Source organism: Bradyrhizobium erythrophlei (assembly GCF_042430365.1).
In the GTDB taxonomy this organism is placed as follows: domain Bacteria; phylum Pseudomonadota; class Alphaproteobacteria; order Rhizobiales; family Xanthobacteraceae; genus Bradyrhizobium; species Bradyrhizobium erythrophlei.
In genome coordinates this window covers 59,215-79,565 of the sequence record NZ_JBHMET010000026.1, presented here as the reverse complement: position 1 = coordinate 79,565, position 20,351 = coordinate 59,215, and the positions used below count along the sequence as shown (strand labels likewise).

Below are 20,351 nucleotides of genomic sequence, written 5' to 3'. Positions count from 1 at the left end.
TCATCAGGTGGGGGAGTTTCAAGTGACCATACCCGGGGGATTTTGACCGACCCACGGGGCGCCTTGCGACGCTCGATTTGATCTCTGGGGGGCGCGTCGATTGGGGAACAGGAGAATCCGCCTCGCTCATCGAAATGCATGGATTTGGGATCGAGCCCGAGCTGAAGAGTGCCATGTGGCGGGAAGGCGTCGAGCAGACCGCCAATATGATGACGATGCAGCCGTATCCCGGGTATGACGGGCAATTCTTCAAAATGCCGACACGTAACGTTGTACCAAAGCCAGTCCAGAAGCCACACCCACCGATCTGGATGGCGTGTTCGCGACGCGAAAGCATTTTGCGGGCTGCGCGTCACGGGCTGGGGGCGCTGGTATTTGGCTTTGTCGAACCGTCCCAAGCCAAAATCTGGCGCGACGAGTATTACGAGGTCATCAAGTCCGAAAAATGCGTCCCCATCGGTCATTCGGTGAACGCCAATATCGCCACGCTCAATGGCATGATGGTTCATGAGAACGCCGAAGAAGCCATGCGTCGAGGACTCGATGGCTTCAGGTTCTTCGGCTATTCGATCGCGCACTACGCGGTCTATGGCGAACACCGTCCTGGCCGAACCAATCTATGGCGGCGCTTCCAAACGATCAAGGACGAGATGAAAGAGACGCCAGGCTCGGGCAGCATCGGACGGCCTCAAACTGTTCGCGACCATCTCATGAGCTATGCCCATATCGGTATCGACCAGATGATTTTTATCCAACAGTGCGGCATGAACAAGCACGAACACATCTGCGAAGCACTCGAGCTTTTTGCCGATCAGGTCATGCCCGCGCTTAAAGAAGGGGAGGACGAGCGCGTTAGGCAAAAAGAGGAGGAATTGGCACCCTACGTAGAGGCAGCACTTGTCCGAAAGTCCTCGATGCCTGAGCTGAGAGAGGCGGACATCCCAAATGTCGAAGCGATCGGCGTTGTGCTCGAGCGTTGTAAAGGCGAGGATTACGCTTTGTCAGGAGGCACCTACGCGGACCCAACCCGCGGAGGCGCTATTCCGATGGCTTCGCGCGAGGCCTTCATCAAGTCGGCCAAGGGCGACCTCTAGTGGACGGCACGATGGGAAGCGGTCGAGTTCACGGCCCTGTGGATGAGTTGCCAGCGGCGGCCGAGTGCCGACCATCCGGCCTACATGAAATCATAGTCGTCCAAATCCGGCGAGGTACCTGGCGCACGTTCGCTATCCTCGGTATTCCTGCCTTCACTGTCGTTAGCCTTGGACAGGTATAGTGGAGGTTTGTTTGCTCGTTGCCATTCCCCGTTGCTGTTCTTCGTCCACTTGTCGGGATGTTGGGTAGGGTCAAGCACCATCAGCGAGTCACTCATCTTAACAAACCCTAACTCCGCGGCGCGATCTTTTGCTTCCGGGTTGAAAGAATGGGAGAGTAGCAACGGTCGATCGCCGTCCTGCCGAAGTTGATGTTCCAGGAGAATATCGCCTGCGTTATCAACAAGCGGGTGGGTAACCCGAAAATCTACCGTGGACGTGGTGTGAGTTCGCCCAGGAAATTGTTCCCGCCACTCGTCTCCATCGAACAGTCCACTCATGCTCCTACCGCCTTCCGCGCGGAGGAGTCCGACACTCTTGTCGCCTAGCTGATAACTGAAGTATCGAGCGTTTGCCGAATCGGACTGCGTGCCACCGTGACGATAGGCAATCTGCGCTGTGCGTTCGGCTTTCGAGGATACGCGAGACGAGTAACGCTGTGGGTTCGCAGCGATTTCCCCTATTTCATCACCATGAAAATCCTCCACTTTCCTCTCAAATGAAGAGCGTGAGATCTCCACAATAGGCGGCTTGGAAACGAGAGAGTACGGTCGTGTTGCCGCCGAAGAGGAACTGGCGTATGAGCTCGGCGCCGCCACGTGCATTCTATCAAACATGTCCGCAAACCTCTGGCCGTCCGCGTCATCAGCGTCGGAAACAGAGGGGAATTGGGTATAGGATGAGCCATCGATTCGGTTGTACATGCGCGGTTCGCGTTCCTATCAGCAGGATGGTTTCGCAGAGAAGCCTGTGAGACCCTGCAGAGACCGATAGTCAACCCAGCTGACGAAAAGCTGACGCGCAGGCGTTATGCGTGTGAGAGCCGCGTCTGAAGGACGCGCTATTGCGATCGCGCCATCCCATGCCGCTCCTTCAAGAGCGGTTGTAGGCTGGTCTTCCCGGTTTCAGCCTTCCCGTCAATTGCGAGCGACAGGTTGAGATTGTTGCGCAACATCGGATTCCCGGGATCTGTTGCCAGGGCCTGCCGATATAGCGCTTGTGCCTCATCGTGACGGCCCTCGTTGTCGAGGACAACACCTTTGGCGTTCAGTGCGCGCACGTCACCAGGGACCGCAAGCAAGACGTTGTCGAGTACCTCAAGCGCCTCATCCGAGCGCTTGCGCGCCAGCAAGGTCCGAGCGAGCGGAATCGCCGCATCAATGTTGCTCGGTTGATTCTTCAGCGCGGCGCGCAAAGTGTCCTCGTCAACGTCCCCTCCAAGAGCGTGCGCAATGCGATCGCGCATGGCAGGATTGATATCCTTGGCGTCCAGTAACGCAGGGCGTGGCGTCTCCTGCAGTGAAAGACCCGAATGATCCAAGCTAGCGCAACCTCCGAGTTGCAGAATGGCAAGCAACGCCACCAGCGCTGGGCAGGAGTCCGGACGAAAGTAACACAACCGTCGCCGGACCTTCATCTCACGTGCCTTCATGCTATCTCTGTTGGCCGGCTGCGGAAACAAGGTCACGACGCTCCCCTGACGCAGCCCTATCCTTGGAAGCCGTGAGCTTGACGGATCCAACCGGCTGGACCGTGAAATCCGGGGCGAGATCCTGGTAGGACAGAACGGGCAGATCCATCCCATTGCGGGCGAGGAAGCCGCGGACGAAGCGCCGGATATCCATGGAGCCAAGGATGACGGGTTGGGCCTGACCCGGTGCGATGCTCGAGTGGATCTGACGGAACTGTGACAGCAGTTGTTCGCTCTGCGCATCCTCCAAAACCAGGTAGGGCCCAACGGCTGTATCGCGCACCGCACCGCGAACGATATCCTCAGTCTCACGTTCGATGATAAAGGCGGGCAGAACACGGTGGGCGTTGGCATAGCGATGACAGATCTGACGCTTCAGACCAGAGCGAACATATTCGGTCAGCAGGACGGCGTTTTGCTCGCGTTCGCTCCATTCTGCCAATGCCTCCAAGACCAGCCGAGTGTTGCGAATGGGGATGCCCTCGTCCAGTAGGCGGCGCAGAACATCGGCTATCCGGGGGACCGGTGTCGTGCGCAGTACCTCCTTCACCAGATCGGCATACTCCTGCTCCATCCGGCCGAGCAATTGACGCGTCTCCTGAATGCCCACCAAGCGCTGAGCATAGCGAGTCAATGTCGAACGGACGCGCAAGGCGAGGATTTCGCCTGCATGGTGATACCCTATTCCAGCGGCTTTGAGAGCCGGTGCATGGCCTTGTTCGATCCAGATCCGATTCGTCTCTGGGTCTTGTCGAAAGGGGATACCACTCAATTCAATGTTCGCCAGGTCGTCATTGAGCATGAGTTGTGCCGGGTCAACCAAATCCCGTTCGACTGGCACGCCCTCGACGTCCACCCTGAATTGCGCCGGGGCTAAATTCTGATCAAACCGGACAGGGATACGTGGAATCGTGATGCCAAGATCGGCTGAGACCAATTCCGAAGCGCGTCCGATGCACTGTTCGAGTTCCGTCTTGTCGATTGCATGTGCTAGGTTCGGTGCAAGGAATAGCGCGATCGGAAGCGCCTCCGTAGGCACGGTTTGCTTCTGAGCCTGTGCTGGAGCTGAGGCTGAAGCAGTGACATTGGTTCCTGTCTTAGCGGATGTCTTGGCGCCTTGCACTCCACCCCTGATATAGCTCGCCGCCGCGAAGAGTGCGGCCAGGATGACGAATGGAGGCAGAGGAAAACCAGGAACCAGCCCCATCACAACTAGGACGCAGGCTGACAGTCGTAACGCCTGCGTACTGGCCGTGAGTTGGTTGACGATATCGGTACCAAGATTGAGCCTGGAAGCTCCATTCACACGAGTGACAATGGTTGCGGCTGTAATCGACAGCAGCAGAGCCGGAATCTGTGAAATCAGCGCATCGCCTATTGTCAGCAGCGTATATTGATGGAGCGCCTCATCGAAGGACATGCCCTTTGAGAGTAGGCCGATGGTGATGCCGCCCAGCATGTTGATGCAGATGACTATGAGTCCGGCAATGGCATCGCCCTTCACGAATTTCATCGCGCCGTCCATGGCGCCATGAAGCTGGCTTTCTCGCTCCAGTGCGGCGCGCCGGCTGCGGGCTTCATGCTGATCGATATGGCCGTTGCGTAGCTCAGCGTCGATCGCCATCTGCTTGCCCGGCAGAGCGTCCAGAGTAAAGCGTGCCGAAACTTCCGCGACGCGTTCAGCGCCCTTGGCGAGAACCATGAACTGTACCATGGTCACAATCAGAAATATGACAATACCGACCGCGATGTTGCCTGATATTACGAAATCGCCGAACGTGTGAATGATGCTGCCAGCGTCGCCCTCAGCGAGAATCAGCCGCGTGGTTGCGACGGTCAGCGCCAGACGAAAAACGGTGGAGATCAGGATAACGCCCGGCAAGGACGAAAAATCAAGCGGCGTGCTGAGATACAGGGCAACCATCAGCAGCAATATGGCAAAACCCAGATTGAAGCCGATCAGCATGTCGATCACTACGATCGGGATCGGCATGATCATCATCCCGATTGCCAGAAGCAGCATCAACGCGACCATCAGATCCGGCTGTGCCGGAGCGCGCGCGATGAACTTACGCAGAGCGTTGGCCATGAAGAGCCTTATTGTTGTTTGATTGAATCCACACTGCCACGCAATGACACGTAGCTTTTGAAGACGGCGCGCGCCTCAGCCATGCGGCCGGCTTGTCGCAGCGCGCGACTGCGCAAGAGCATCAAAGGGAGACGCGAAGACGGTTGGTCATCAAGTGTGTCAAGTCTATCCAGTACCGACAGTGCTTCGTCACCGCAGCCTTCCGCGATGAGAGCATACGTTAGAATGCGGAGTAGGTCGACGTCTTGAGGGTTGTCTCGGGCAACCAGTCGTAACAGAGCCAAGCTTTGTGCGCTCTGCCCACATGCGAGGTGGACATAGGATAGGACGCAGAGCAGATCGCGCTCCTGCCCAGAGATCAGCGGGACCTCACCGGATTTGGAAGCGTCCGGCGGCGGGGTAGGAGATAAGTGTTGCACTCCGTCCGGGTCAACCATCGCTAACCTTTGATCAAGCTGTTCTGATTCTGCCGGAGCAGGATAAGCCGCCTCAGCTGTTGCTGCACAATAGGGATACCTTCACGTGACACCGAATCATCTGGCGCCGCCGATAGCACATCGGCTAGGTGTTCCAGAAGAATGCCGTGCTTCTCTGCGCGCAGCACGTCCGGATGACGTAGTCGTGGCGTGACGAAGGAAAGCAGGCTGCGGGCGAGATTGGGGCCGTCGAGCCAAGCCAACGCCGAACCTGGGTCAATCTCTTTGATCTGAGCGCGCGTCTCTGTGCTATTGATGCGCGAGATCGCATCGATATCGTCGACCTCTTCAGCCTCGATCGTGGCGTCAACCGGTAGATCCCGCGCTTGCGTATCCGACCAAACAAAGGTGGGCTCTTTGCCGTGATTTGCATGAGCACCCTCGATCTCCGTGTTATCGGCTTGAGGGATGGTCGGCGTAATGGCAGATGGATGATCGTCGACGTCGAACCTTTGAAAAGCCGTACTCCGCTCTACAGGGTACTGGGGCAGCCTAGCCATGATGTTCTCCGTTGTGCCTGCAGGGTTGAAAACTCTAATAGGGGAGAGCAGCTAGCCGGCCATTCCGGCTCAGTAGCACACGTCCTTCTTCGATCCGATTGATCGTCCATCCATCACTCAATAGCGCGCCCTCGAAGTATTTTTGACCACCGACAAGAAGATATGGCTCGCTTCCGTGCCACACAGCTTGGACAGCAATCGAAGACGGCATCTTTTCCTCCTTCACTGCAACGCCGTTCACCAGTGTCAGATCACCATTCGTGTGATTGTCGAACCACTTCTGGACCTCCTGCCATTTGCTCACCAAGGCAGGTGTAATGGTGCCCTCCGCTGTCACAACGCCCAGCCCAGAACCCACTTTGATATTGAGAAGGCCCCCTCTATCAACTTCCTCTTGGAGTAGTTCGGCAGCTGCATAAGCGGTCCGAGCATCAGGGCCGTTGAGGGAGTGCTTGGGTACAAGTTCGGCGCCAAGGGAGGAATCGGCACTCGGTGGCCCCGCGCTGTCGTTATCACGGAAGATGGTTGAGAGTGTGCCGATCCCTACAGAACTGAGCAAAACCAAGGCGAATGCGATGACCGAGATACGCGAGAAGCCTATTGAACTAGCTTGCGCGGAATCCTGTATCGACCAGCGAATCGACATCGCACCGGCATGAATGACGGCAGGAAGAGGGACCACGACTCGCTCGCCCGGCGAAATATTCTCGTGTCCCTCCACGCCGATTTGCGTAGCGAGGGCCTCGATCTCGATTGAATTGCAATGTGGGTTGATGCGAAGGTGATGCGGCTCGAGCCCTTGTTCAAGGAAGACCAGATCGGCGTCTAGACCACTGCCGATTAGGCTCACACCGATACCCGCTTTACCGGTCAGCCCGGAGTAAAGCCCCGATAGTACTTCGAAATTGAGAGAAGTCGGTTCATTCACGGATGATCTCCTGAACAACGAGAGCCGTACGGCGGTGGCCGTACGGCTCGTTCGGAGTTCGTCAGTCACATGCGCAGCCAGGATAGCTGCGCGATGAGCTTCTTTTCATGCAGGACTACTGAACGCGCTCGTCGGCTACCTTCTTCATGGACTGGAGCTGGGTCGTAACGATGCGCGTCGTAACGCTTTTTTCCGCAGCCTCTTCGGTAACAGCTGTCAGGGCTGCGAGCTGCTTCTGGAACTCGGCATTTCCAGCAGCTTCAGCGCCTGCGGCGACAATCGTATTGCCAGCAGTGCTAGCGGCCCCACCAGCAGCTCCAGCGCCAGAAGCACCAACTTTACCAGGCATATCGTTTCTCCATGCTATTTGAATTGTGCCGCCATGGACGGATTGCGTCGCCATGGACGGCTTGCTTCGCCTGACGTCAGACCATCCGACGTCAGGGATTCTCTTCTGTTTCGGCCATAGCGTCGTCGAGATCACTCATCGTTTCAGTTACAAGTTGAATTCCGATGGTGCCGAGAACCCTGTCAAAGGCCTCGCGCAGCGCTGCTGCATCCGAGCCACCGCCAGAAGCGGCCGCACCATCGCCCGCACCTTCTGCACCACGCGGTCCGCCTTTGTCGGGATGCTGGGTCCGCGCTGGCGGCTGTTGTCCTTCGCCTCCGCGAGCCACATGGGTGGACGAATCACCGCGTCCAGCCGCGCCTCCGTTCGATACGCGCATTTGGGGATGCCCTACGTTCATTTCCATTCACGGTCGATGGACGGCAGTGCCGTCTAGTCGTCCTCATGGTAGGAGGGCTAGCTTTCGAGAAGCTGACGAATCTGAAAAGAATGCAAAATAAACAAATGGAGATCGCATTGATTTTTAGGGGGCGCATTGATGTGCCAATCGGCGCCTTAATTGCGGTTTGTTGTCAATCCCTTTTGAACGCGCCAACGGCACGACGGTAGCCCTCGTGCCGTGGGAGCTGGCCAGGATAGCGGAGAGGTTACGAGCGCTGCTGAGGTTTGATGGTGATCGGCCCATAGTTCGCCTGCTGATGCCATCGCTGGGGTCATGGTCCTTTCCGAGGTTGCGCAGCGCTTCATGATGACGTCCGGGTCGGGCGCCTCAACGTATCCAGCTGAATGCAAACGGCCGCCATCAACCGATTGACCGAGATCGCCACAATTACCGTCCAGAAGATCCGTGGCGAACGCCGTGAAGTCTTCCGGTTCCGGCAAAGTGTTCTCGATGCGCGCGCGCCGGCTGACGAAGCGGGACTGAACTGTGGCGCCGACCAAGGACGCGCAGCTACCGAGGCTCTTTTCCCGTCGGAGAATGGGCAACACGGAGAGGGTGGACCGAAAGGTCGATGTCGAACACCGTCGCCGGATCCCATCGGTCAGAACGATGGCCCGCATCATGACGATCGGATGGGATTTGATCTCGAGGGCAGCGTAAGTCTCGTTGGCTCATTCGCCCGCGGCGTTACGAACATGAAGCGGCGGTTCGGGCGGCATTCATCATGCCTTGGTCGACCAGGCAGACCAAGGCACGGACGCGCCTCGAACTCGTCAACGGCAAATACATGGCCGCGACAAATCGATCTGCTCCAAACCGGACTAATCGGCGCAGAATAACCCGAACTGCATCAAAAATGCGTCAGAGCCGAAATTGCGCGCCGAATGACGCATTGATTTGTCCTGGAGACCGCAGCCTCAGTTGTTAGCATAGGAAAAGCTGCGATCGCCAAACTAGTTTTGACCGCGGGCAAGACGGTCGAGATGGTGTCAGGCCAGCTCGGCGTAAATCTGAAATTCGCTGTTTCATTAAAAGCGGCAACCCTCGGCGGCGAGAAAGTGCTGCTGGCCTTGGAGATCGGGAAGGCGCACAACCCGGTCCGTGAGCTGCAACGGCTGTCGGGCAAGAAACGTGATAGGGGCGACATCTTGTGTGAAGCCGGCGAGTACGACCGAGAGAAGACAGATTCGTGCTCGCCATCATTGCGGACCCGTGAAACAAGCTTGCGAGGCTCTCGGCACAACCGGCCCGTACGCGGCAGCAACGGCTTGCGCGACCTGCTGACGCGAAGGATGAGCACGATCAGTGCTGAGGCCGCGCAAGCGAGCCTCTCAGGCCGTGTTCGGAGATAATGGCATCATGCTGAGATAGGCTGGAACCCCTGCGCTGGCGTACGTTCGGCCTCAATGCGTGACTTCAGGTTGTTCAAATAGCTCTCCGCATGGGATTGCGCGACCGAAAGCGGCAGGTTCACGCCCGCCGTGGCGGCCTCTTCAAGCACCGTCTTCACCAGCCCGTTGCGTATCGCGAGTTTGACCTCAGGGCCAGCGATGCAGCCCACCGCCTGCGCAGCGAGACTGAGGCCGGCTTCTTCCAGCGCCTGCTTCATATTGCCACCGCTAATTGCGGTATGCAGAAGATTTGCTGCTTGAGACTCGCACTGGAGCACCATTGATGCGAGATCGGCCAGTTCGCCCAGGCCCGGAATAAAGCCGAGCACACCAACCGCCGTTGCGGTCCAATCAAGCACCTTCGAGCCCACCTTGAGCACATCGTCGAGCGCGTGCATGAGAGCGCCGCCGTTCTTCTTCGCAGATTTGATGTCGGGCTGGTCCGCAGTGCCCATCATCATGTCCGCGACAGCGTCCTCCGCAGAAGTGGTTTTCGCGTCATGGGTCTTCACCTGCTGAACGGTGCGGTTCGCAGTCGACATGTTGCTGTAGAACTGCGTGAAGTCGCTACCGCTGATGTGGCCGGAATCGACCGTATGCCCGCCGCCGAAGTCAAAAAACTTGTGATGCGTCTTGTAACCCGTAATCGAATTGTTCAGCAGTCCGAACAACAGAGGATCCGAGAGCAGCTGCGACGCCGCCTGTCGCACCTCCGGGGCAAGACTCTTATCATCGGCCATCTTCACAAGCTTCTCTCGGGTCAGGTCGCCATCCCCGAAGAAAGCGCTTCGATTCTTGTTGATCGTATCGAGTGTGTTTAGCTCGATCTGCGTGAGGCTCATCTTCGACGACGCGACCTGGAGGAAGTCCTCTTTGTGGACCTTGTCTATCTCGCCACCGTATAGCTGCTTCCAGGCGTCCTGGTGATTGAGGAAGTATTGAGCGGCTGCGATGACCTGGGGCGGGCATTTGCCGGTCTTGGCGCTGCCGTCGACGATCTGCCTGAAATCCGTCAGACTAAGGTTCTTCGGGAGGTTGTCGGAATATCGGTAAAGCTCGCGCAATGCATCGCTCTCGGTCATAACCGACGGCAGCCCATTTCCGGTACCGTCGGATGGAATGTAGTTTTGCACGTAGTTTTGCGCTTGCTGCTTCTCGAATGCGGCAACCTGCGAGTGATGGTCGGAGAATGCGGACAGATCGTTCGCCTTGATCTTGCCGCCGCAGAGGCCGTCGCCTTGAGAGCCGATCGCATAAAAGAGCTCTGGGTCCTGCTGCAATCCTTCGATCGCCGCCTTCAAATCCGGTGGTGTGGAGGGGTCGCTAGCCTTGTCTCCCAGCGAGTCCCAACTGAGCGGGCATTGGTCCTTATGACGGTTGAGCACTGCTACGATCTGCAACTCTTTGTCGGTCAGAGTGCCGCCGTTCCACGTGATCCTTGAGCTAGGTACGGGCGCCGAAGCGATGGAGGTGATTGTAGAGGACGACTTCTCGGCCTGCGCCAACGCGTCGTACGCGGCTTTCACATCCGCCGGCAGCAGATCCAGCGCGTGGTGCTGCAGTCGTTCCAATTCTTCCATCCCTGACTTTGCATCCGACGGCGCCAAATCCCGTGGCGAGGATGGATCGCTGGGCTTGTCTCCTGATGAGTAACTGGACAACGTCGCCTCGAAGCGCGAAAATGCACTTTGCTGAGACTGGCAGAGCGTCTGCGCAGAAGCGCCGAGCGCCCCCGGAATATCATGCAGAGCCGGGCTGGTGGATAGCAAAGAATTACTAACCGACATGTACATCCTCTGGTGTGAGATTGAAGATCGCCACAAAAGCACGATGTGGCGCCGCTGTGTTGGCGGTGATCAACAAGCAAGAGGTGATGGTCGTGTTGACGGGCCCGACTGCCGCCGGCCGGTTCGCCAAAACGTACCTCCACACATGCTTCTGATTGGTTCGCGGGTTACAGGTTAGTAGGCGTAGCTTTCGAAAACCTGACGGTCTGAGAAGGACGGCCGCTCAAACTTGCATGAGGCTGTCAAACCATGTTTTCGCTCGACCGTCCCCGCAGTCATCATCCTTTCGGAGGTCGGCGCGCCGGATCTGCCATTCGGCGAACACGCGTCGTCTATTCTGCATTCGCTCAACCAGCGAGAGGGAATTATCAAGATGAAGCGGATTGCCTACGCGGCGGCCGCGCGCCTGCTTGCAAGCTCCCGCCCCCAATGACTTGCCAGTGGTTGCGGTGCAACTGAGGCGAAGTCTCACGCTGGGATCGAAGTCTCACGCTGGGATCTATGAGAGGCGGGTGGTGAGAGTGTGCCGGCCTGCTCGCCAAATCCGCAGGCCGGGTTCCGCTTGGGGAGGCGAGTCCAGGAAGCTATGCCGGCTCGGTGAGGCACTGACGAGAAAGCGTGAGCAACAGGGAGGCTCCGCAGATGCCAACGCTTCAAGGCTCGTCTCTACCATCCCATTTGACCTCTGGATGGCCCGGACACATCCTGACGTCCCGTGGTGTCCGGTATGTCGATGACGGGTGGTGCACAGTGGACGATGCAGAGCCCACAAAATCAGGAGCCAGTCTCTGCAACGACCGGTCCGGGACCAAGCGAGCCCTCGTCCATTGGTAGTTCAGCATAGCCGGCACGTTTGCCTGATGGAAGCGGTACGGGTCGAAAGACCTGCGCACCGTTCTGCGAGAGGCGGGGGGTGGAACTCCTCCAGCCTACTCGCTCGCGGTACCAACCGCGTTGGTTCAGACCCCCGCGGTTACTGGCCTGCCCGCGGCGTGAGACGAACCGCCCCTTCAACCAACTCGGCGATGTAGGGCCGTTGGCAGATGTTGACAATTGTGGAGCGGTTCGCAGTCGGCATGAGATTCGCCTCGCGCAGTGCGTCCATCAGCCCGAACGTGGCCCATTGCACGTGGCTCCTTGGGTTGAGCGGGAAGATGTCGCCGAAATCGAGCACCCGCTGACCCGCTGATGCTCTGACAGACGATGGCCCGGCTTCATTCACCTGCTCACTTCGAGCGCGGGGATGGTGCGTAAGACGAATGTCAGTGGCCCCTCCGGGCCCCAACTCCCCCGTGTAGTGCTCACCGCGGATATTGTAGTTCATCCGCGGCTGGTCCGAATCCGGCGCGAGCCCCAAGTGGAACAGCGCGTCCGCTAGCTGTCTGGGCGCGCGTTGGGTGCCGTGAGAAAAGCTCCGCGGAGTGGCATGTGAGACATCAAAGAGCTCAGAATGGCCGGCTGCGGGGTTTCCCCCAGCACTGGAAGACGATTCCCCCAATGCCTGTCGAAACAGATCGGCATCCTCCTGAGTGAGGACGTAGGACCCTGGGGACATTGGTGGGGACCCGCCACCGTTGATTCGATTGAAGTCCATAGCACTCTCCTTTCCTCTGTGAACCTAAGACACGATCGTCTTAAAGGCTACCGTCTGATGCTAAGAGGATTAGCTTTCAAGAAGCTGACGAGTCTCAGAAGGATGACAATGAGCCAATGGCGACGCATTGCGAAAGTGTTTCCTGTCTTGCTTTTGATCTGTCGTTGACGAGGCGATCGAGCACGCAGATTTCGGTCGCAGTCTCTGCCAGGCGATCGACGCAGGTCCTGATCAGGAAATGAGTTTCGATCTCCTGGGTTGTGCAGAAGAGCTTGTAGATGTTACTTTCGCGATCGCCAATATGGATGCATCGTCCCGGATGATCCAGGAGTTGCGTAGATTGCTTGGGAGTTTCATACCGGATGCTTTCCTTTATCTCGATGGGAATCCGGTCGTCGGATTGATTTTCTTTTGAGCCGCGGCCGGTCCCTTGAATTTCTTCCGGATCCAGATCTTAGCTGCCGCCAACGCTAGTGCCACACCCTCGATTGTCACTGCGAGGCTCGAATGTATCAGGATGTGGCAAGCCGTGTGGGATCTGAGGCGACCCGTCCTGTCCACTGTTTATGCTCTTGGTGATGCCGATCGCTTCTGATCTTTCGCGTTGACAGCTAAATTCGGTTGTGTCGTGCAGTACAAGAGCGAGACCTTAAGTGGCTACGGAACGATCACCTGTCGATTGGAATTGTTCGGTCAGAATGCCTGCGCCGCTGACCCGGTCATTAGAGAAGAAGCAGCAGGCGCCTTGCTATCCAATCCTGGCAGACGAGCGGCATGCTTTGTCACATGGCGCTTTCAATCTGCGTGAGCAGCTGGCGGAAGCCGTCGCTCAACCGCGCGTCCCTAAACTCGCATCCACTAATCTCTCGATCAGTCATCTTTCAAGGATCGCAAATAGCCTTTTGCCGATCGAACCCTTAATTCAGCCCCATAGAGATCCCCGCGCAGATCAGGTGCTCAGCAAGGAATTATCAGCAAGGAATCACAAGTGATTCTTTCGAATCAAGATTTCATCGATCAGCGGATCAGCCCGCGTGACCTAGGTTTTGGGTAATTGAAAGCTCTGCTAGGAGCACCACTGGTGGGTGCCCGCTATGGCTGTGAGCGAGGCTTGGGTCGCGGAGCTTTGCCGGCACAAGCCCCGCAGGGACCCTCGATCACGCGGGGAGGCATTAAGCCGGAGCCTGGATGGATACTTGGCATTAGCCCGAGCTCAAGCGGCAGATCGTCGGTGCGGCCTGGGGATGATGGCTACGGCGAAGTTTGGACCGAGTTCGTTGTAGAGGTGGTGGTCGGGAAGTTGCCTACGCCGCCCGAATTGGCCGCAAAACTGAAAGGCACAGCGGAGCGGCAGCCGGCCCAATGATTGCCATTAACGCTGTCGCTACGTCGCCTTTCTGACGTTCAGGGTTCCTTCAACGCTCCGTCGACGTGCTCGCTTTCATCCTGTTCCGCGCCACTCTCGGCTCTTCCGACCTAGCGAGATCCCTGGATGCACTCATCGATGAGATTGTACAAGTACGCCGGCCAGAGCGAGCGTCGCCAAGCGCTCTGCGTTGGCGACGTCAATGTATCGGCGGGGGCGCGCCCCTGCGGTAGGCTGGGCTTGGTACCTAGCCGGTGGGTGAATCTTCACCCGAGCCTGCAGGCCAATGGCTAGGATCCAGCTGCGGTGTGAGACAAATAAACCCCTCCTCTCGCCATTCGGCTGTGTGGGGCACGCCAAGCATCGTGAAGGTTGTTGTTGGGGTATCCTTGCTCGGCAGGACTCCGCGGCTGCTTAGCATGTTGATCTGATCGACTGTGGCTGTCTGGCGAGTGAAGACCCAGTATTCCTTGGCGCGACGCCCGTTTTGCAGGACGAAATCTCCGAGTTCTGGCCGCCCAGTCCCGGCGGACGACGACGGCCCTGCTTGCGACGGGCCGGCTTGCGATGGCCCACCACGCACCAGCCCGGGTTCAAGGTGCTGCCAAATCGGATCGTTGCCGAAATCGGAGGCTTCCGCGGCTCGGGATGGCCCTGCCTGGGATGGCTCGGGGTCGACCTCCCGCCAAATCCGATCCTGATCGAAATCGGGGGCTTCGGCCAGCGCCTGCAACGCGCTCAGCTCGTGCTCAAAGCCCGCTGAATCGGGGGGCGGGGGTGCGTCGGACCGTGGGCTCGTGTTCGCTGGCTCTATTGGGTTGAAATCCATCCTGTCCATCCTCTCAGATTACGGAGCGGCTCGAGCCCTTGTTCGACGAAGGCCAATCGTATTGCGACCTGCGGAGAACTATTTCGCAGGCTCGCGTTGAGCGACCCTGCGAGCTACCGTCAAAATGGTGCCAACCACGCTTCGGGTCGAGCATCGAGTGCCCCGAGGTGCACGTCGATTGCGGTCGCCGGGCGGCATCGCCGTCCAGACATCCGCGCTCTCATGATGGGAGGTTTAGCTTTCGAGAAGCTGACGGGCATAAGGATTCACGCCGACAGGACCGCATTGATTTCCGCCGTAAGCTGCCCCGTATTTTCGAGTCATCTCTGGCCGGGTCCAGATTCGCGCGTGATGCTGTCCTTGTGCTGCGGTGCCTCCGAAGAATAAGGGCCTTCCAGTCGTCCATCGCGAACGACCGTGGTCGAGGAGCCACGAAACAACATCAAAACCGATTCCCTGGACGGCTTTTCGAGGACGGCGGGGTTTCGCCGCGCCTGCGCCTCCGTGACTAGGCCTTTGAGCGTCTGGTCGACGAGCGCGATGAAGCGTGGTGGACCAGAAGCCAGCACGAGGCCATCTCCCGGTGCCGGTCTCACGATATAGCGCTCATCGGAGATGTTGAGTGCGTCGAGAGTCGTCTTGAATGCATCGAAGGTGATCGAATTCAACACAAGCAAACGACTTTGCGCCTCGTGTGCTCCCGATATGTAAAGCACGAGCCCATCGTAGTACCATTGAAGATTGTAGAGGTTGGTCAAACGGTCGAGGAACTCTCGCGGTGGCAGATCCGACAGCCGCCCGCGAATCCGACCCTTCACCTCGGCGCTGACGTTGACTCTGATGTGGAGGTTGTTGCCGAATTCCTGCAACGTCGCAGAGAGGTCCTGATCGAGAACCGTATAGCTATAAGGTGTCGAAGGCAGCGATAGGGAAGCGCCGAGAGCCCGAACAATTCCGAGGAAAATGAAAAATCCGACATATAGAACTCTCTTCAAAACGCACAGCATCGTGGATCGGATGAGCATTCCCGGGTCTCACACTGAAACTCGCCTCAACATGGAATCCAAAAATGATCTTTAGGTGACGCTGTCAGCGCATGTTCGTCAGGTTTTCGTCAGCTCGCCTCTCTATGATATTGATCCATTAATCGGTAACGAACGACTGGTCTCATCTCAGGAGAGTAATGACCCCTTTCATGATGTTTGGCGCTGCGCCGATCTCTCCCAGTCCGGTCGAATGTCTCACCAAGGCCTGCTCGCCGACAGTCCTCGGCGAGCTGACTCAGTTTCAACAAGGTCTTGTGGAAGCGGCTTCGGATCAGCGTGCCGCCTCCTCATCCGCAGATAGGGCGGCGTTCGTTCCGTCGGTGTCGGAGCTTCAACGTGTAGTCACGCAGGCGAGTCCGCCAGGCGAGCGCGTCCTTCAGAGTCTTTCCGCAATGTATCGGAGCGATACGGTTCCATCTGCGGCGGTCGGCAGCGTGTCGGCTTCTCTCAGGGATGTCCAGCCTGGGCCGGCCGCGCGGCCCCTCTTGCCGGCGGAAGACGTTGGACCGCGTACGGCTGGCAAGGCGGAAGGGGTGGAAAATTTCGAATCGATGTTGGCGAATCTGCGCGATGTTTACAAAGACGTCATTCAAGTTTCGCTCGTCTCCAAGAGCACCAGCGCCGTCAGCTCATCTCTGAACAAGCTGCTGTCGGCGGGCTGAGCGACGTTGATGACTGTCGTGAAGTATAGTGAAATCGGACGTGGCCGCCCGTCGGCGCGGCGGTTTCATGTTCTTGCTGTGCTGCCGCTTCTCCTGCTGCTGATCGGCTGCAAGGCCGATCTCTACACCAAAGTTCAGGAGCGTGAAGCCAACGAGATGCTTGCGCTCCTCCTTAGCAAGGGTGTCGATGCGGCCCGTGTTGTCGCTAAGGACGGGACCAGCACGATTCAGGTCGAAGAAAAGCAGCTAGCTTTTTCGATCGATCTGCTAAATGTTGAGGGGCTGCCGCGCCAACCTTTTAAGAATCTCGGCGAGGTGTTCAAAGGATCGGGCCTGATTGCCTCGCCGACCGAGGAGCGTGCGCGTTATGTTTATGCCCTAAGCGAAGAATTGTCGCGTACGATTAGCGATATCGATGGCGTCCTCTCCGCGCGTGTCCATGTCGTTCTGCCGAAGAACGATCTGTTGCGACAGGACGCTACCCCGTCCTCGGCATCGGTGTTCATCCGACATAACTCTAATACGAAGCTCTCAGCTTTGCTGCCACAGATCAAGATGCTCGTCGCCAACAGCATCGAAGGACTATCCTATGACAAGGTGGCGGTCGTCTTCGTGCCGGTCGAGCGGGCTGCGCTCCAGCAAACGCCAGCGTCCGCAGGTGCTTCGGCTCAGGCCCCCAAATCGATTTCGACGCCATTGCTTGCGCTCGTGGTCGGCGGGGCTGGCGCGGCGTTCGGTATTCTATCTTGCGCGTTCCTGAGCGCACGAATGCGTCAGCTCGGGCAATCATCGCTCAAGCTGATCAAGTTCGGCCGACGTTCGGATCTGCCCGCTGTTCAAGCGGGCGGAAAAAAGATGATCTCCGATGCGACATAGGCAGGGTGCTAATGTCGGTATCGATGACATCCACCGAATCCAATCGTTCGCTCAACTCACCGTTCGATCGCCTGCGCGAGCTTGCTGCCTTGATCCACCCGACCCGTTTTGCCGCGCATCTTGATGCGCTCCTGTCAGCGTCCACGTTGCTTCAACTGCAGAAGAATCCCAGGTTGCAGGCAAGACTTGCCGAATTGCTGCTTGGCAGTGAACTGGTCTCGAACGGAAGCGGCTGGGGAAGGGACCTTTTGCTCGGACATGATCCGCGCCGGGCTGCCCTGCTCGCCGGCAGTATCTGGCATGCCCGTTCGGTGCTGAAGCTGGTTTCGAGGCATGACCTCTCAATTCTGATCGGAATGATCGGTGCTGAAGCGCATGCTTTCGGTATCCGGCATTTATCCAATGCTGTCGCGACGACATCGATTGTCGATCCGGAACAGCTTTCGCGACAGATTGAACACGATGGACATGCCTGCCTTGGCGCTTGGCTCGGCGAGGCGTCGGCGCTTGACCGTACCCGCGTTCTTCTACGCTTGCCCATCGGGACTGCCGCGGAGAAGCCAGCGACGGAACACCGCAATGCTGCGGGCCCATTGCTTTCGTTGGTGATGGCCCGTTTGGCGACGGAGACATCCTCGGCATGACAGCCAATGACCCAGCATTGCCAAGAGCCCCGCAGATACGCCCGCTCGGTCCGTTGATACCGGCGGCGGAGCTTGAGATCTGGTACGACGCCGTACAGACGCGTGCGCTAGCAGAGCGGTATCTACAGCAGGTTCGCAGCTGGGCGCGCAACGCCTATCAGCGGGAGCGTGCGCGCGGCCATTCCGAGGGCCTGCAGACCGGCTCGGAGGGAATGGCGCAACTGGTTGCTCAGGCTGCTTCCGAGGTGGCGCGACGAAAAGCCGTTCTGGAGCAGGAATTGCCACAGCTCGTCATTGAGATCGTAAACGATTTACTAGGCACCTTCGATCCGGGCGAGACGTTGATGAGGACCGTTCGTCACGCCATAGAACAAAAATATGGCAGCGCGGAACTGTGTCTTCATGTGTCTCCTTTGAAAGCCGATGTACTGGCGCGCGAGCTCGCTGCGTACGACGGACGGGACGGCCGGCCAAAAGTTAAAATTGAGCCGGATCCGGCGGTGGAGCAGGACCAATGCGTTCTGTGGAGCGAATTTGGCAATGTCGATCTAGGACTTGCCGCCCAGCTCCGCAGCCTGCGCCTCGGCCTTGGTTCGTCTTCTCAGGAACGTGAACCATGACCACGCCACAACCTGCCTATGACAATGCGGCTGGCGAAAAGACCCTTCATGCCGCGCTATCGTCCCTGAAATCGACAGCAAAGCATATCGACACGCGTGCCGTGCGCGGACGGATCACGCGGGCGATCGGTACATTGCTCCATGCCGTTTTGCCAGAGGCACGTATTGGGGAACTTTGCCTGTTACAGGATCCCCGCACCGGATGGTCGCTCGAAGCCGAGGTAATCGGTCTGTTGCAGGACGGAGTGTTGCTCACGCCGATCGGTGACATGACAGGCTTATCCAGCCGCGCAGAAGTGGTCACGACCGGGCGAATGCATGAAGTGCCGGTCGGCCCCGATCTGCTTGGTCGGGTGATCGACAGCTTCGGTCGCCCACTCGACGGCAAGAGCCCAATCAAAACCGCTCAAACCCGGCCGCTGCGCGGGAGAGCTCCCAACCCAATGACAAGACGCACCATCGAGCGGCCTTTTCCGCTCGGCGTCCGTGTCCTCGATGGGCTTCTGACATGTGGCGAGGGCCAGCGGATCGGAATCTATGGAGACGCCGGGTGCGGCAAGTCGACGCTAATGTCGCAAATCGTAAAAGGCGCAGCCGCCGATGTCACCGTAGTCGCGCTAATAGGCGAACGCGGACGTGAGGTGCGTGAATTCATTGAGCGCCATCTTGGTGACGCCCTCCGCCGCACGGTCGTTGTCGTTGAGACCTCCGACCGCTCGGCAATGGAGCGGGCGCAATGTGCTCAGATGGCCACCGCACTCGCCGAGTATTTTCGCGATCAAGGATTGCGCGTCGTTCTAATGATGGATTCATTGACGCGCTTTAGTCGCGCCATGCGCGAGATTGGCCTTGCTGCAGGAGAGCCTCCGACCCGACGCGGCTTTCCTCCCTCCGTCTTTGCGATGTTGCCTGGTCTACTGGAGCGAGCCGGCATGGGCGAGCGCGGCTCGATCACGGCCTTCTATACCGTTCTTGTCGAGGGTGACGGTGCGGGCGATCCAATTGCCGAAGAATCGCGCGGGATTCTCGACGGTCATATCGTTCTTTCACGCCTTCTGGCGGCGCGAGAGCAATTTCCTGCTATCGACGTGCTGTCGAGCCGCAGTCGCGTCATGGATGCAGTCGTATCCGCGCCGCATCGCAAGGCGGCATCCTTCTTCCGTGATCTGCTCTCGCGCTACGCTGAGGCCGAGTTCTTGATCAAGGTCGGCGAATACGAACGAGGCAGCGATCCGCTGACCGATCGGGCCATCGCCTCGATCGACGACCTGCGGAAATTCTTGTGCCAGGGCCAAGACGAGGCGTCCAGTTTCGAGGAAACCATCACATGGATATCGCGCCTGACCGCATAAATCCCGTTCACGCGTCGAAATTGCGGCTCGTAAAAGACATGAGAGAGCGGAGCGCTCTTCGTGAGTTGTCCAACATGGAAGCCAAGCGCCGCGTCGCGGTTCTGGCCGTGGAACACGCTTTCGAGGATCTTGCAGGCGCCGAAAAACACCGCGCAAGGGTAGAAGTTGAGCTTTACCGGGAGCTGGCTTCGTTTGATGGATTGCCCGTCGTGGAACTCGATCGTCGCTGCCACCTCGCCGTTGCGCGGCTCACAGCTGCAATCGCATCGGCGCAGCGGACACTTGACGAGGCGCGCATCGCTCAACAGCAGGCCGAGGAAGCAATGTCCGAGACGCGGTCGCACTGGGCCAGCTGTTCGGCGGCCTCACTCAAATGGCAAGAGATTGATTGCGACGTTCGGCGCGCGACCAATACCCATTCGGAGGCCGCAGCTGAAGCCGAAGCCGATGACGAGGTTTTGCTTCGTTATCGGAGTGGCTCGCGTACCCAGACCGTAGACGGCTCAATCTGATGCCTGGTTCTCTTATGCTGGCGCAAGCGTGCCGCCTTGTCGAAACGCCTGCCGTAAGGGCCCTGTGCGGACACGCTCCATTCAAGCCGGCGCTAACTCTGTCT

The 20,351-nt window shown here is 58.2% G+C and carries 21 protein-coding genes and 1 pseudogene; 11 read left to right on the top strand and 11 right to left on the bottom strand.

Annotated elements, in window-relative coordinates; translation table 11 throughout:
* Positions 1–74 precede the first annotated feature (74 nt).
* Positions 75–1,094: pseudogene (locus ACFFWD_RS03640) on the top strand (LLM class flavin-dependent oxidoreductase); the annotation flags it as partial.
* 80 nt (positions 1,095–1,174) lie between these two features.
* On the opposite strand, the gene ACFFWD_RS03635 reads toward ACFFWD_RS03640, so the two are convergent.
* The 7 genes from ACFFWD_RS03635 to ACFFWD_RS03610 form a co-directional block, all read right to left on the bottom strand.
* On the bottom strand, positions 1,175–2,017 hold the full coding sequence (locus tag ACFFWD_RS03635) for an Effector protein NopP (protein ID WP_376961530.1): 843 nt from the start codon (positions 2,015–2,017) through the stop codon (positions 1,175–1,177).
* A 137-nt stretch (positions 2,018–2,154) separates the two neighbouring features.
* On the bottom strand, positions 2,155–2,781 hold the full coding sequence (locus tag ACFFWD_RS03630; protein ID WP_376961528.1) for a tetratricopeptide repeat protein: 627 nt from the start codon (positions 2,779–2,781) through the stop codon (positions 2,155–2,157).
* Positions 2,747–4,873: a type III secretion system export apparatus subunit SctV gene (gene sctV / locus ACFFWD_RS03625; protein WP_376961526.1), complete on the bottom strand. Its 2,127-nt coding sequence runs from the start codon at positions 4,871–4,873 to the stop codon at positions 2,747–2,749. Before sctV ends, ACFFWD_RS03630 begins: the two co-directional genes overlap by 35 nt.
* An 8-nt stretch (positions 4,874–4,881) precedes the next feature.
* The gene (gene sctY / locus ACFFWD_RS45295; RefSeq protein ID WP_474796842.1) at positions 4,882–5,310 is read right to left on the bottom strand and encodes a type III secretion apparatus assembly chaperone SctY; all 429 of its coding nucleotides are present in this window, start codon (positions 5,308–5,310) and stop codon (positions 4,882–4,884) included.
* Positions 5,311–5,312: 2 nt separating this feature from the next.
* On the bottom strand, positions 5,313–5,849 hold the full coding sequence (locus ACFFWD_RS03620) for a hypothetical protein (RefSeq protein WP_376961524.1): 537 nt from the start codon (positions 5,847–5,849) through the stop codon (positions 5,313–5,315).
* A gap of 34 nt (positions 5,850–5,883) precedes the next feature.
* On the bottom strand, positions 5,884–6,777 hold the full coding sequence (locus tag ACFFWD_RS03615) for a SctD/MshK family protein (protein ID WP_376961522.1): 894 nt from the start codon (positions 6,775–6,777) through the stop codon (positions 5,884–5,886).
* Between the two features lie 115 nt (positions 6,778–6,892).
* Positions 6,893–7,180 carry a nodulation protein NopA gene (locus tag ACFFWD_RS03610; RefSeq protein ID WP_376961520.1) on the bottom strand — a complete coding sequence of 96 codons (288 nt, stop codon included), beginning with the start codon at positions 7,178–7,180 and terminating at the stop codon, positions 6,893–6,895.
* Between ACFFWD_RS03610 and ACFFWD_RS03605 the strand changes: the two genes are divergently transcribed.
* Both ACFFWD_RS03605 and ACFFWD_RS03600 read left to right on the top strand, forming a co-directional pair.
* Positions 7,179–7,562 carry a hypothetical protein gene (locus ACFFWD_RS03605; RefSeq protein WP_376961518.1) on the top strand — a complete coding sequence of 128 codons (384 nt, stop codon included), beginning with the start codon at positions 7,179–7,181 and terminating at the stop codon, positions 7,560–7,562. The two genes, ACFFWD_RS03610 and ACFFWD_RS03605, sit on opposite strands and share 2 nt — an antisense overlap.
* A 965-nt stretch (positions 7,563–8,527) precedes the next feature.
* A complete protein-coding gene (locus ACFFWD_RS03600) occupies positions 8,528–8,920 on the top strand; it encodes a hypothetical protein (RefSeq protein ID WP_376961516.1) in 393 nt (130 codons plus the stop codon).
* A gap of 5 nt (positions 8,921–8,925) precedes the next feature.
* On the opposite strand, the gene ACFFWD_RS03595 is transcribed toward ACFFWD_RS03600, so the two are convergent.
* Both ACFFWD_RS03595 and ACFFWD_RS03590 read right to left on the bottom strand, forming a co-directional pair.
* The gene (locus ACFFWD_RS03595; RefSeq protein WP_376961514.1) at positions 8,926–10,746 is read right to left on the bottom strand and encodes an HrpF/NolX family T3SS translocon protein; all 1,821 of its coding nucleotides are present in this window, start codon (positions 10,744–10,746) and stop codon (positions 8,926–8,928) included.
* Between the two features lie 973 nt (positions 10,747–11,719).
* Entirely contained in the window at positions 11,720–12,070 is a 351-nt protein-coding gene (locus ACFFWD_RS03590; protein ID WP_376961512.1) for a hypothetical protein, read from the bottom strand.
* 508 nt (positions 12,071–12,578) lie between these two features.
* Between ACFFWD_RS03590 and ACFFWD_RS03585 the strand changes: the two genes are divergently transcribed.
* Together ACFFWD_RS03585 and ACFFWD_RS03580 are read left to right on the top strand one after the other, a co-directional pair.
* Positions 12,579–12,755: a hypothetical protein gene (locus tag ACFFWD_RS03585; protein WP_376961510.1), complete on the top strand. Its 177-nt coding sequence runs from the start codon at positions 12,579–12,581 to the stop codon at positions 12,753–12,755.
* A 283-nt stretch (positions 12,756–13,038) separates the two neighbouring features.
* Positions 13,039–13,332 (top strand): hypothetical protein, encoded by a 294-nt coding sequence (locus ACFFWD_RS03580; RefSeq protein ID WP_376961508.1) that lies wholly within the window; start codon positions 13,039–13,041, stop codon positions 13,330–13,332.
* A 621-nt stretch (positions 13,333–13,953) separates the two neighbouring features.
* Here the strand turns inward: ACFFWD_RS03580 and ACFFWD_RS03575 are convergent.
* A complete protein-coding gene (locus tag ACFFWD_RS03575) occupies positions 13,954–14,535 on the bottom strand; it encodes a hypothetical protein (RefSeq protein WP_376961506.1) in 582 nt (193 codons plus the stop codon).
* 320 nt (positions 14,536–14,855) lie between these two features.
* Positions 14,856–15,560 carry a secretin N-terminal domain-containing protein gene (locus ACFFWD_RS03570; protein WP_376961504.1) on the bottom strand — a complete coding sequence of 235 codons (705 nt, stop codon included), beginning with the start codon at positions 15,558–15,560 and terminating at the stop codon, positions 14,856–14,858.
* Between the two features lie 158 nt (positions 15,561–15,718).
* Here ACFFWD_RS03570 and ACFFWD_RS03565 point away from each other — a divergent pair, with 158 nt between their 5' ends.
* From ACFFWD_RS03565 to ACFFWD_RS03540, 6 genes are read left to right on the top strand one after another with little or no spacing between them, the layout of a single operon-like run.
* Positions 15,719–16,243: a nodulation protein NolB gene (locus ACFFWD_RS03565; protein WP_376961502.1), complete on the top strand. Its 525-nt coding sequence runs from the start codon at positions 15,719–15,721 to the stop codon at positions 16,241–16,243.
* A gap of 9 nt (positions 16,244–16,252) precedes the next feature.
* Positions 16,253–17,119, top strand: coding sequence for a type III secretion system inner membrane ring lipoprotein SctJ (sctJ, locus tag ACFFWD_RS03560; RefSeq protein ID WP_376961500.1), 867 nt, complete (start codon positions 16,253–16,255; stop codon positions 17,117–17,119).
* An 11-nt stretch (positions 17,120–17,130) separates the two neighbouring features.
* Entirely contained in the window at positions 17,131–17,763 is a 633-nt protein-coding gene (locus ACFFWD_RS03555; protein WP_376961498.1) for a nodulation protein NolU, read from the top strand.
* Positions 17,760–18,383 carry a type III secretion system stator protein SctL gene (gene sctL / locus ACFFWD_RS03550; protein WP_376961496.1) on the top strand — a complete coding sequence of 208 codons (624 nt, stop codon included), beginning with the start codon at positions 17,760–17,762 and terminating at the stop codon, positions 18,381–18,383. Before ACFFWD_RS03555 ends, sctL begins: the two co-directional genes overlap by 4 nt.
* The gene (sctN, locus tag ACFFWD_RS03545; RefSeq protein ID WP_376961494.1) at positions 18,380–19,735 is read left to right on the top strand and encodes a type III secretion system ATPase SctN; all 1,356 of its coding nucleotides are present in this window, start codon (positions 18,380–18,382) and stop codon (positions 19,733–19,735) included. Before sctL ends, sctN begins: the two co-directional genes overlap by 4 nt.
* The gene (locus ACFFWD_RS03540; protein ID WP_376961492.1) at positions 19,711–20,247 is read left to right on the top strand and encodes a hypothetical protein; all 537 of its coding nucleotides are present in this window, start codon (positions 19,711–19,713) and stop codon (positions 20,245–20,247) included. The genes sctN and ACFFWD_RS03540 overlap by 25 nt, the downstream gene beginning before the upstream one ends.
* Positions 20,248–20,351 lie beyond the last annotated feature (104 nt).

Excerpts from the sequence above, each read along its gene's own strand:
- ACFFWD_RS03635 (WP_376961530.1), bottom strand. The coding sequence starts at position 2,017 with ATGTACAACCGAATCGATGGCTCATCCTATACCCAATTCCCCTCTGTT.
- sctV (WP_376961526.1), bottom strand. The coding sequence starts at position 4,873 with ATGGCCAACGCTCTGCGTAAGTTCATCGCGCGCGCTCCGGCACAGCCG.
- sctY (WP_474796842.1), bottom strand. The coding sequence starts at position 5,310 with ATGGTTGACCCGGACGGAGTGCAACACTTATCTCCTACCCCGCCGCCG.
- ACFFWD_RS03620 (WP_376961524.1), bottom strand. The coding sequence starts at position 5,849 with ATGGCTAGGCTGCCCCAGTACCCTGTAGAGCGGAGTACGGCTTTTCAA.
- ACFFWD_RS03605 (WP_376961518.1), top strand. The coding sequence starts at position 7,179 with ATGGACGGCTTGCTTCGCCTGACGTCAGACCATCCGACGTCAGGGATT.
- ACFFWD_RS03610 (WP_376961520.1), bottom strand. The coding sequence starts at position 7,180 with ATGGCGACGCAATCCGTCCATGGCGGCACAATTCAAATAGCATGGAGA.
- ACFFWD_RS03595 (WP_376961514.1), bottom strand. The coding sequence starts at position 10,746 with ATGTCGGTTAGTAATTCTTTGCTATCCACCAGCCCGGCTCTGCATGAT.
- ACFFWD_RS03590 (WP_376961512.1), bottom strand. The coding sequence starts at position 12,070 with ATGAACTACAATATCCGCGGTGAGCACTACACGGGGGAGTTGGGGCCC.
- ACFFWD_RS03585 (WP_376961510.1), top strand. The coding sequence starts at position 12,579 with ATGAGTTTCGATCTCCTGGGTTGTGCAGAAGAGCTTGTAGATGTTACT.
- ACFFWD_RS03580 (WP_376961508.1), top strand. The coding sequence starts at position 13,039 with ATGCCTGCGCCGCTGACCCGGTCATTAGAGAAGAAGCAGCAGGCGCCT.
- ACFFWD_RS03575 (WP_376961506.1), bottom strand. The coding sequence starts at position 14,535 with ATGGATTTCAACCCAATAGAGCCAGCGAACACGAGCCCACGGTCCGAC.
- ACFFWD_RS03570 (WP_376961504.1), bottom strand. The coding sequence starts at position 15,560 with ATGCTCATCCGATCCACGATGCTGTGCGTTTTGAAGAGAGTTCTATAT.
- ACFFWD_RS03565 (WP_376961502.1), top strand. The coding sequence starts at position 15,719 with ATGACCCCTTTCATGATGTTTGGCGCTGCGCCGATCTCTCCCAGTCCG.
- sctJ (WP_376961500.1), top strand. The coding sequence starts at position 16,253 with ATGACTGTCGTGAAGTATAGTGAAATCGGACGTGGCCGCCCGTCGGCG.
- ACFFWD_RS03555 (WP_376961498.1), top strand. The coding sequence starts at position 17,131 with ATGTCGGTATCGATGACATCCACCGAATCCAATCGTTCGCTCAACTCA.
- sctL (WP_376961496.1), top strand. The coding sequence starts at position 17,760 with ATGACAGCCAATGACCCAGCATTGCCAAGAGCCCCGCAGATACGCCCG.
- sctN (WP_376961494.1), top strand. The coding sequence starts at position 18,380 with ATGACCACGCCACAACCTGCCTATGACAATGCGGCTGGCGAAAAGACC.
- ACFFWD_RS03540 (WP_376961492.1), top strand. The coding sequence starts at position 19,711 with ATGGATATCGCGCCTGACCGCATAAATCCCGTTCACGCGTCGAAATTG.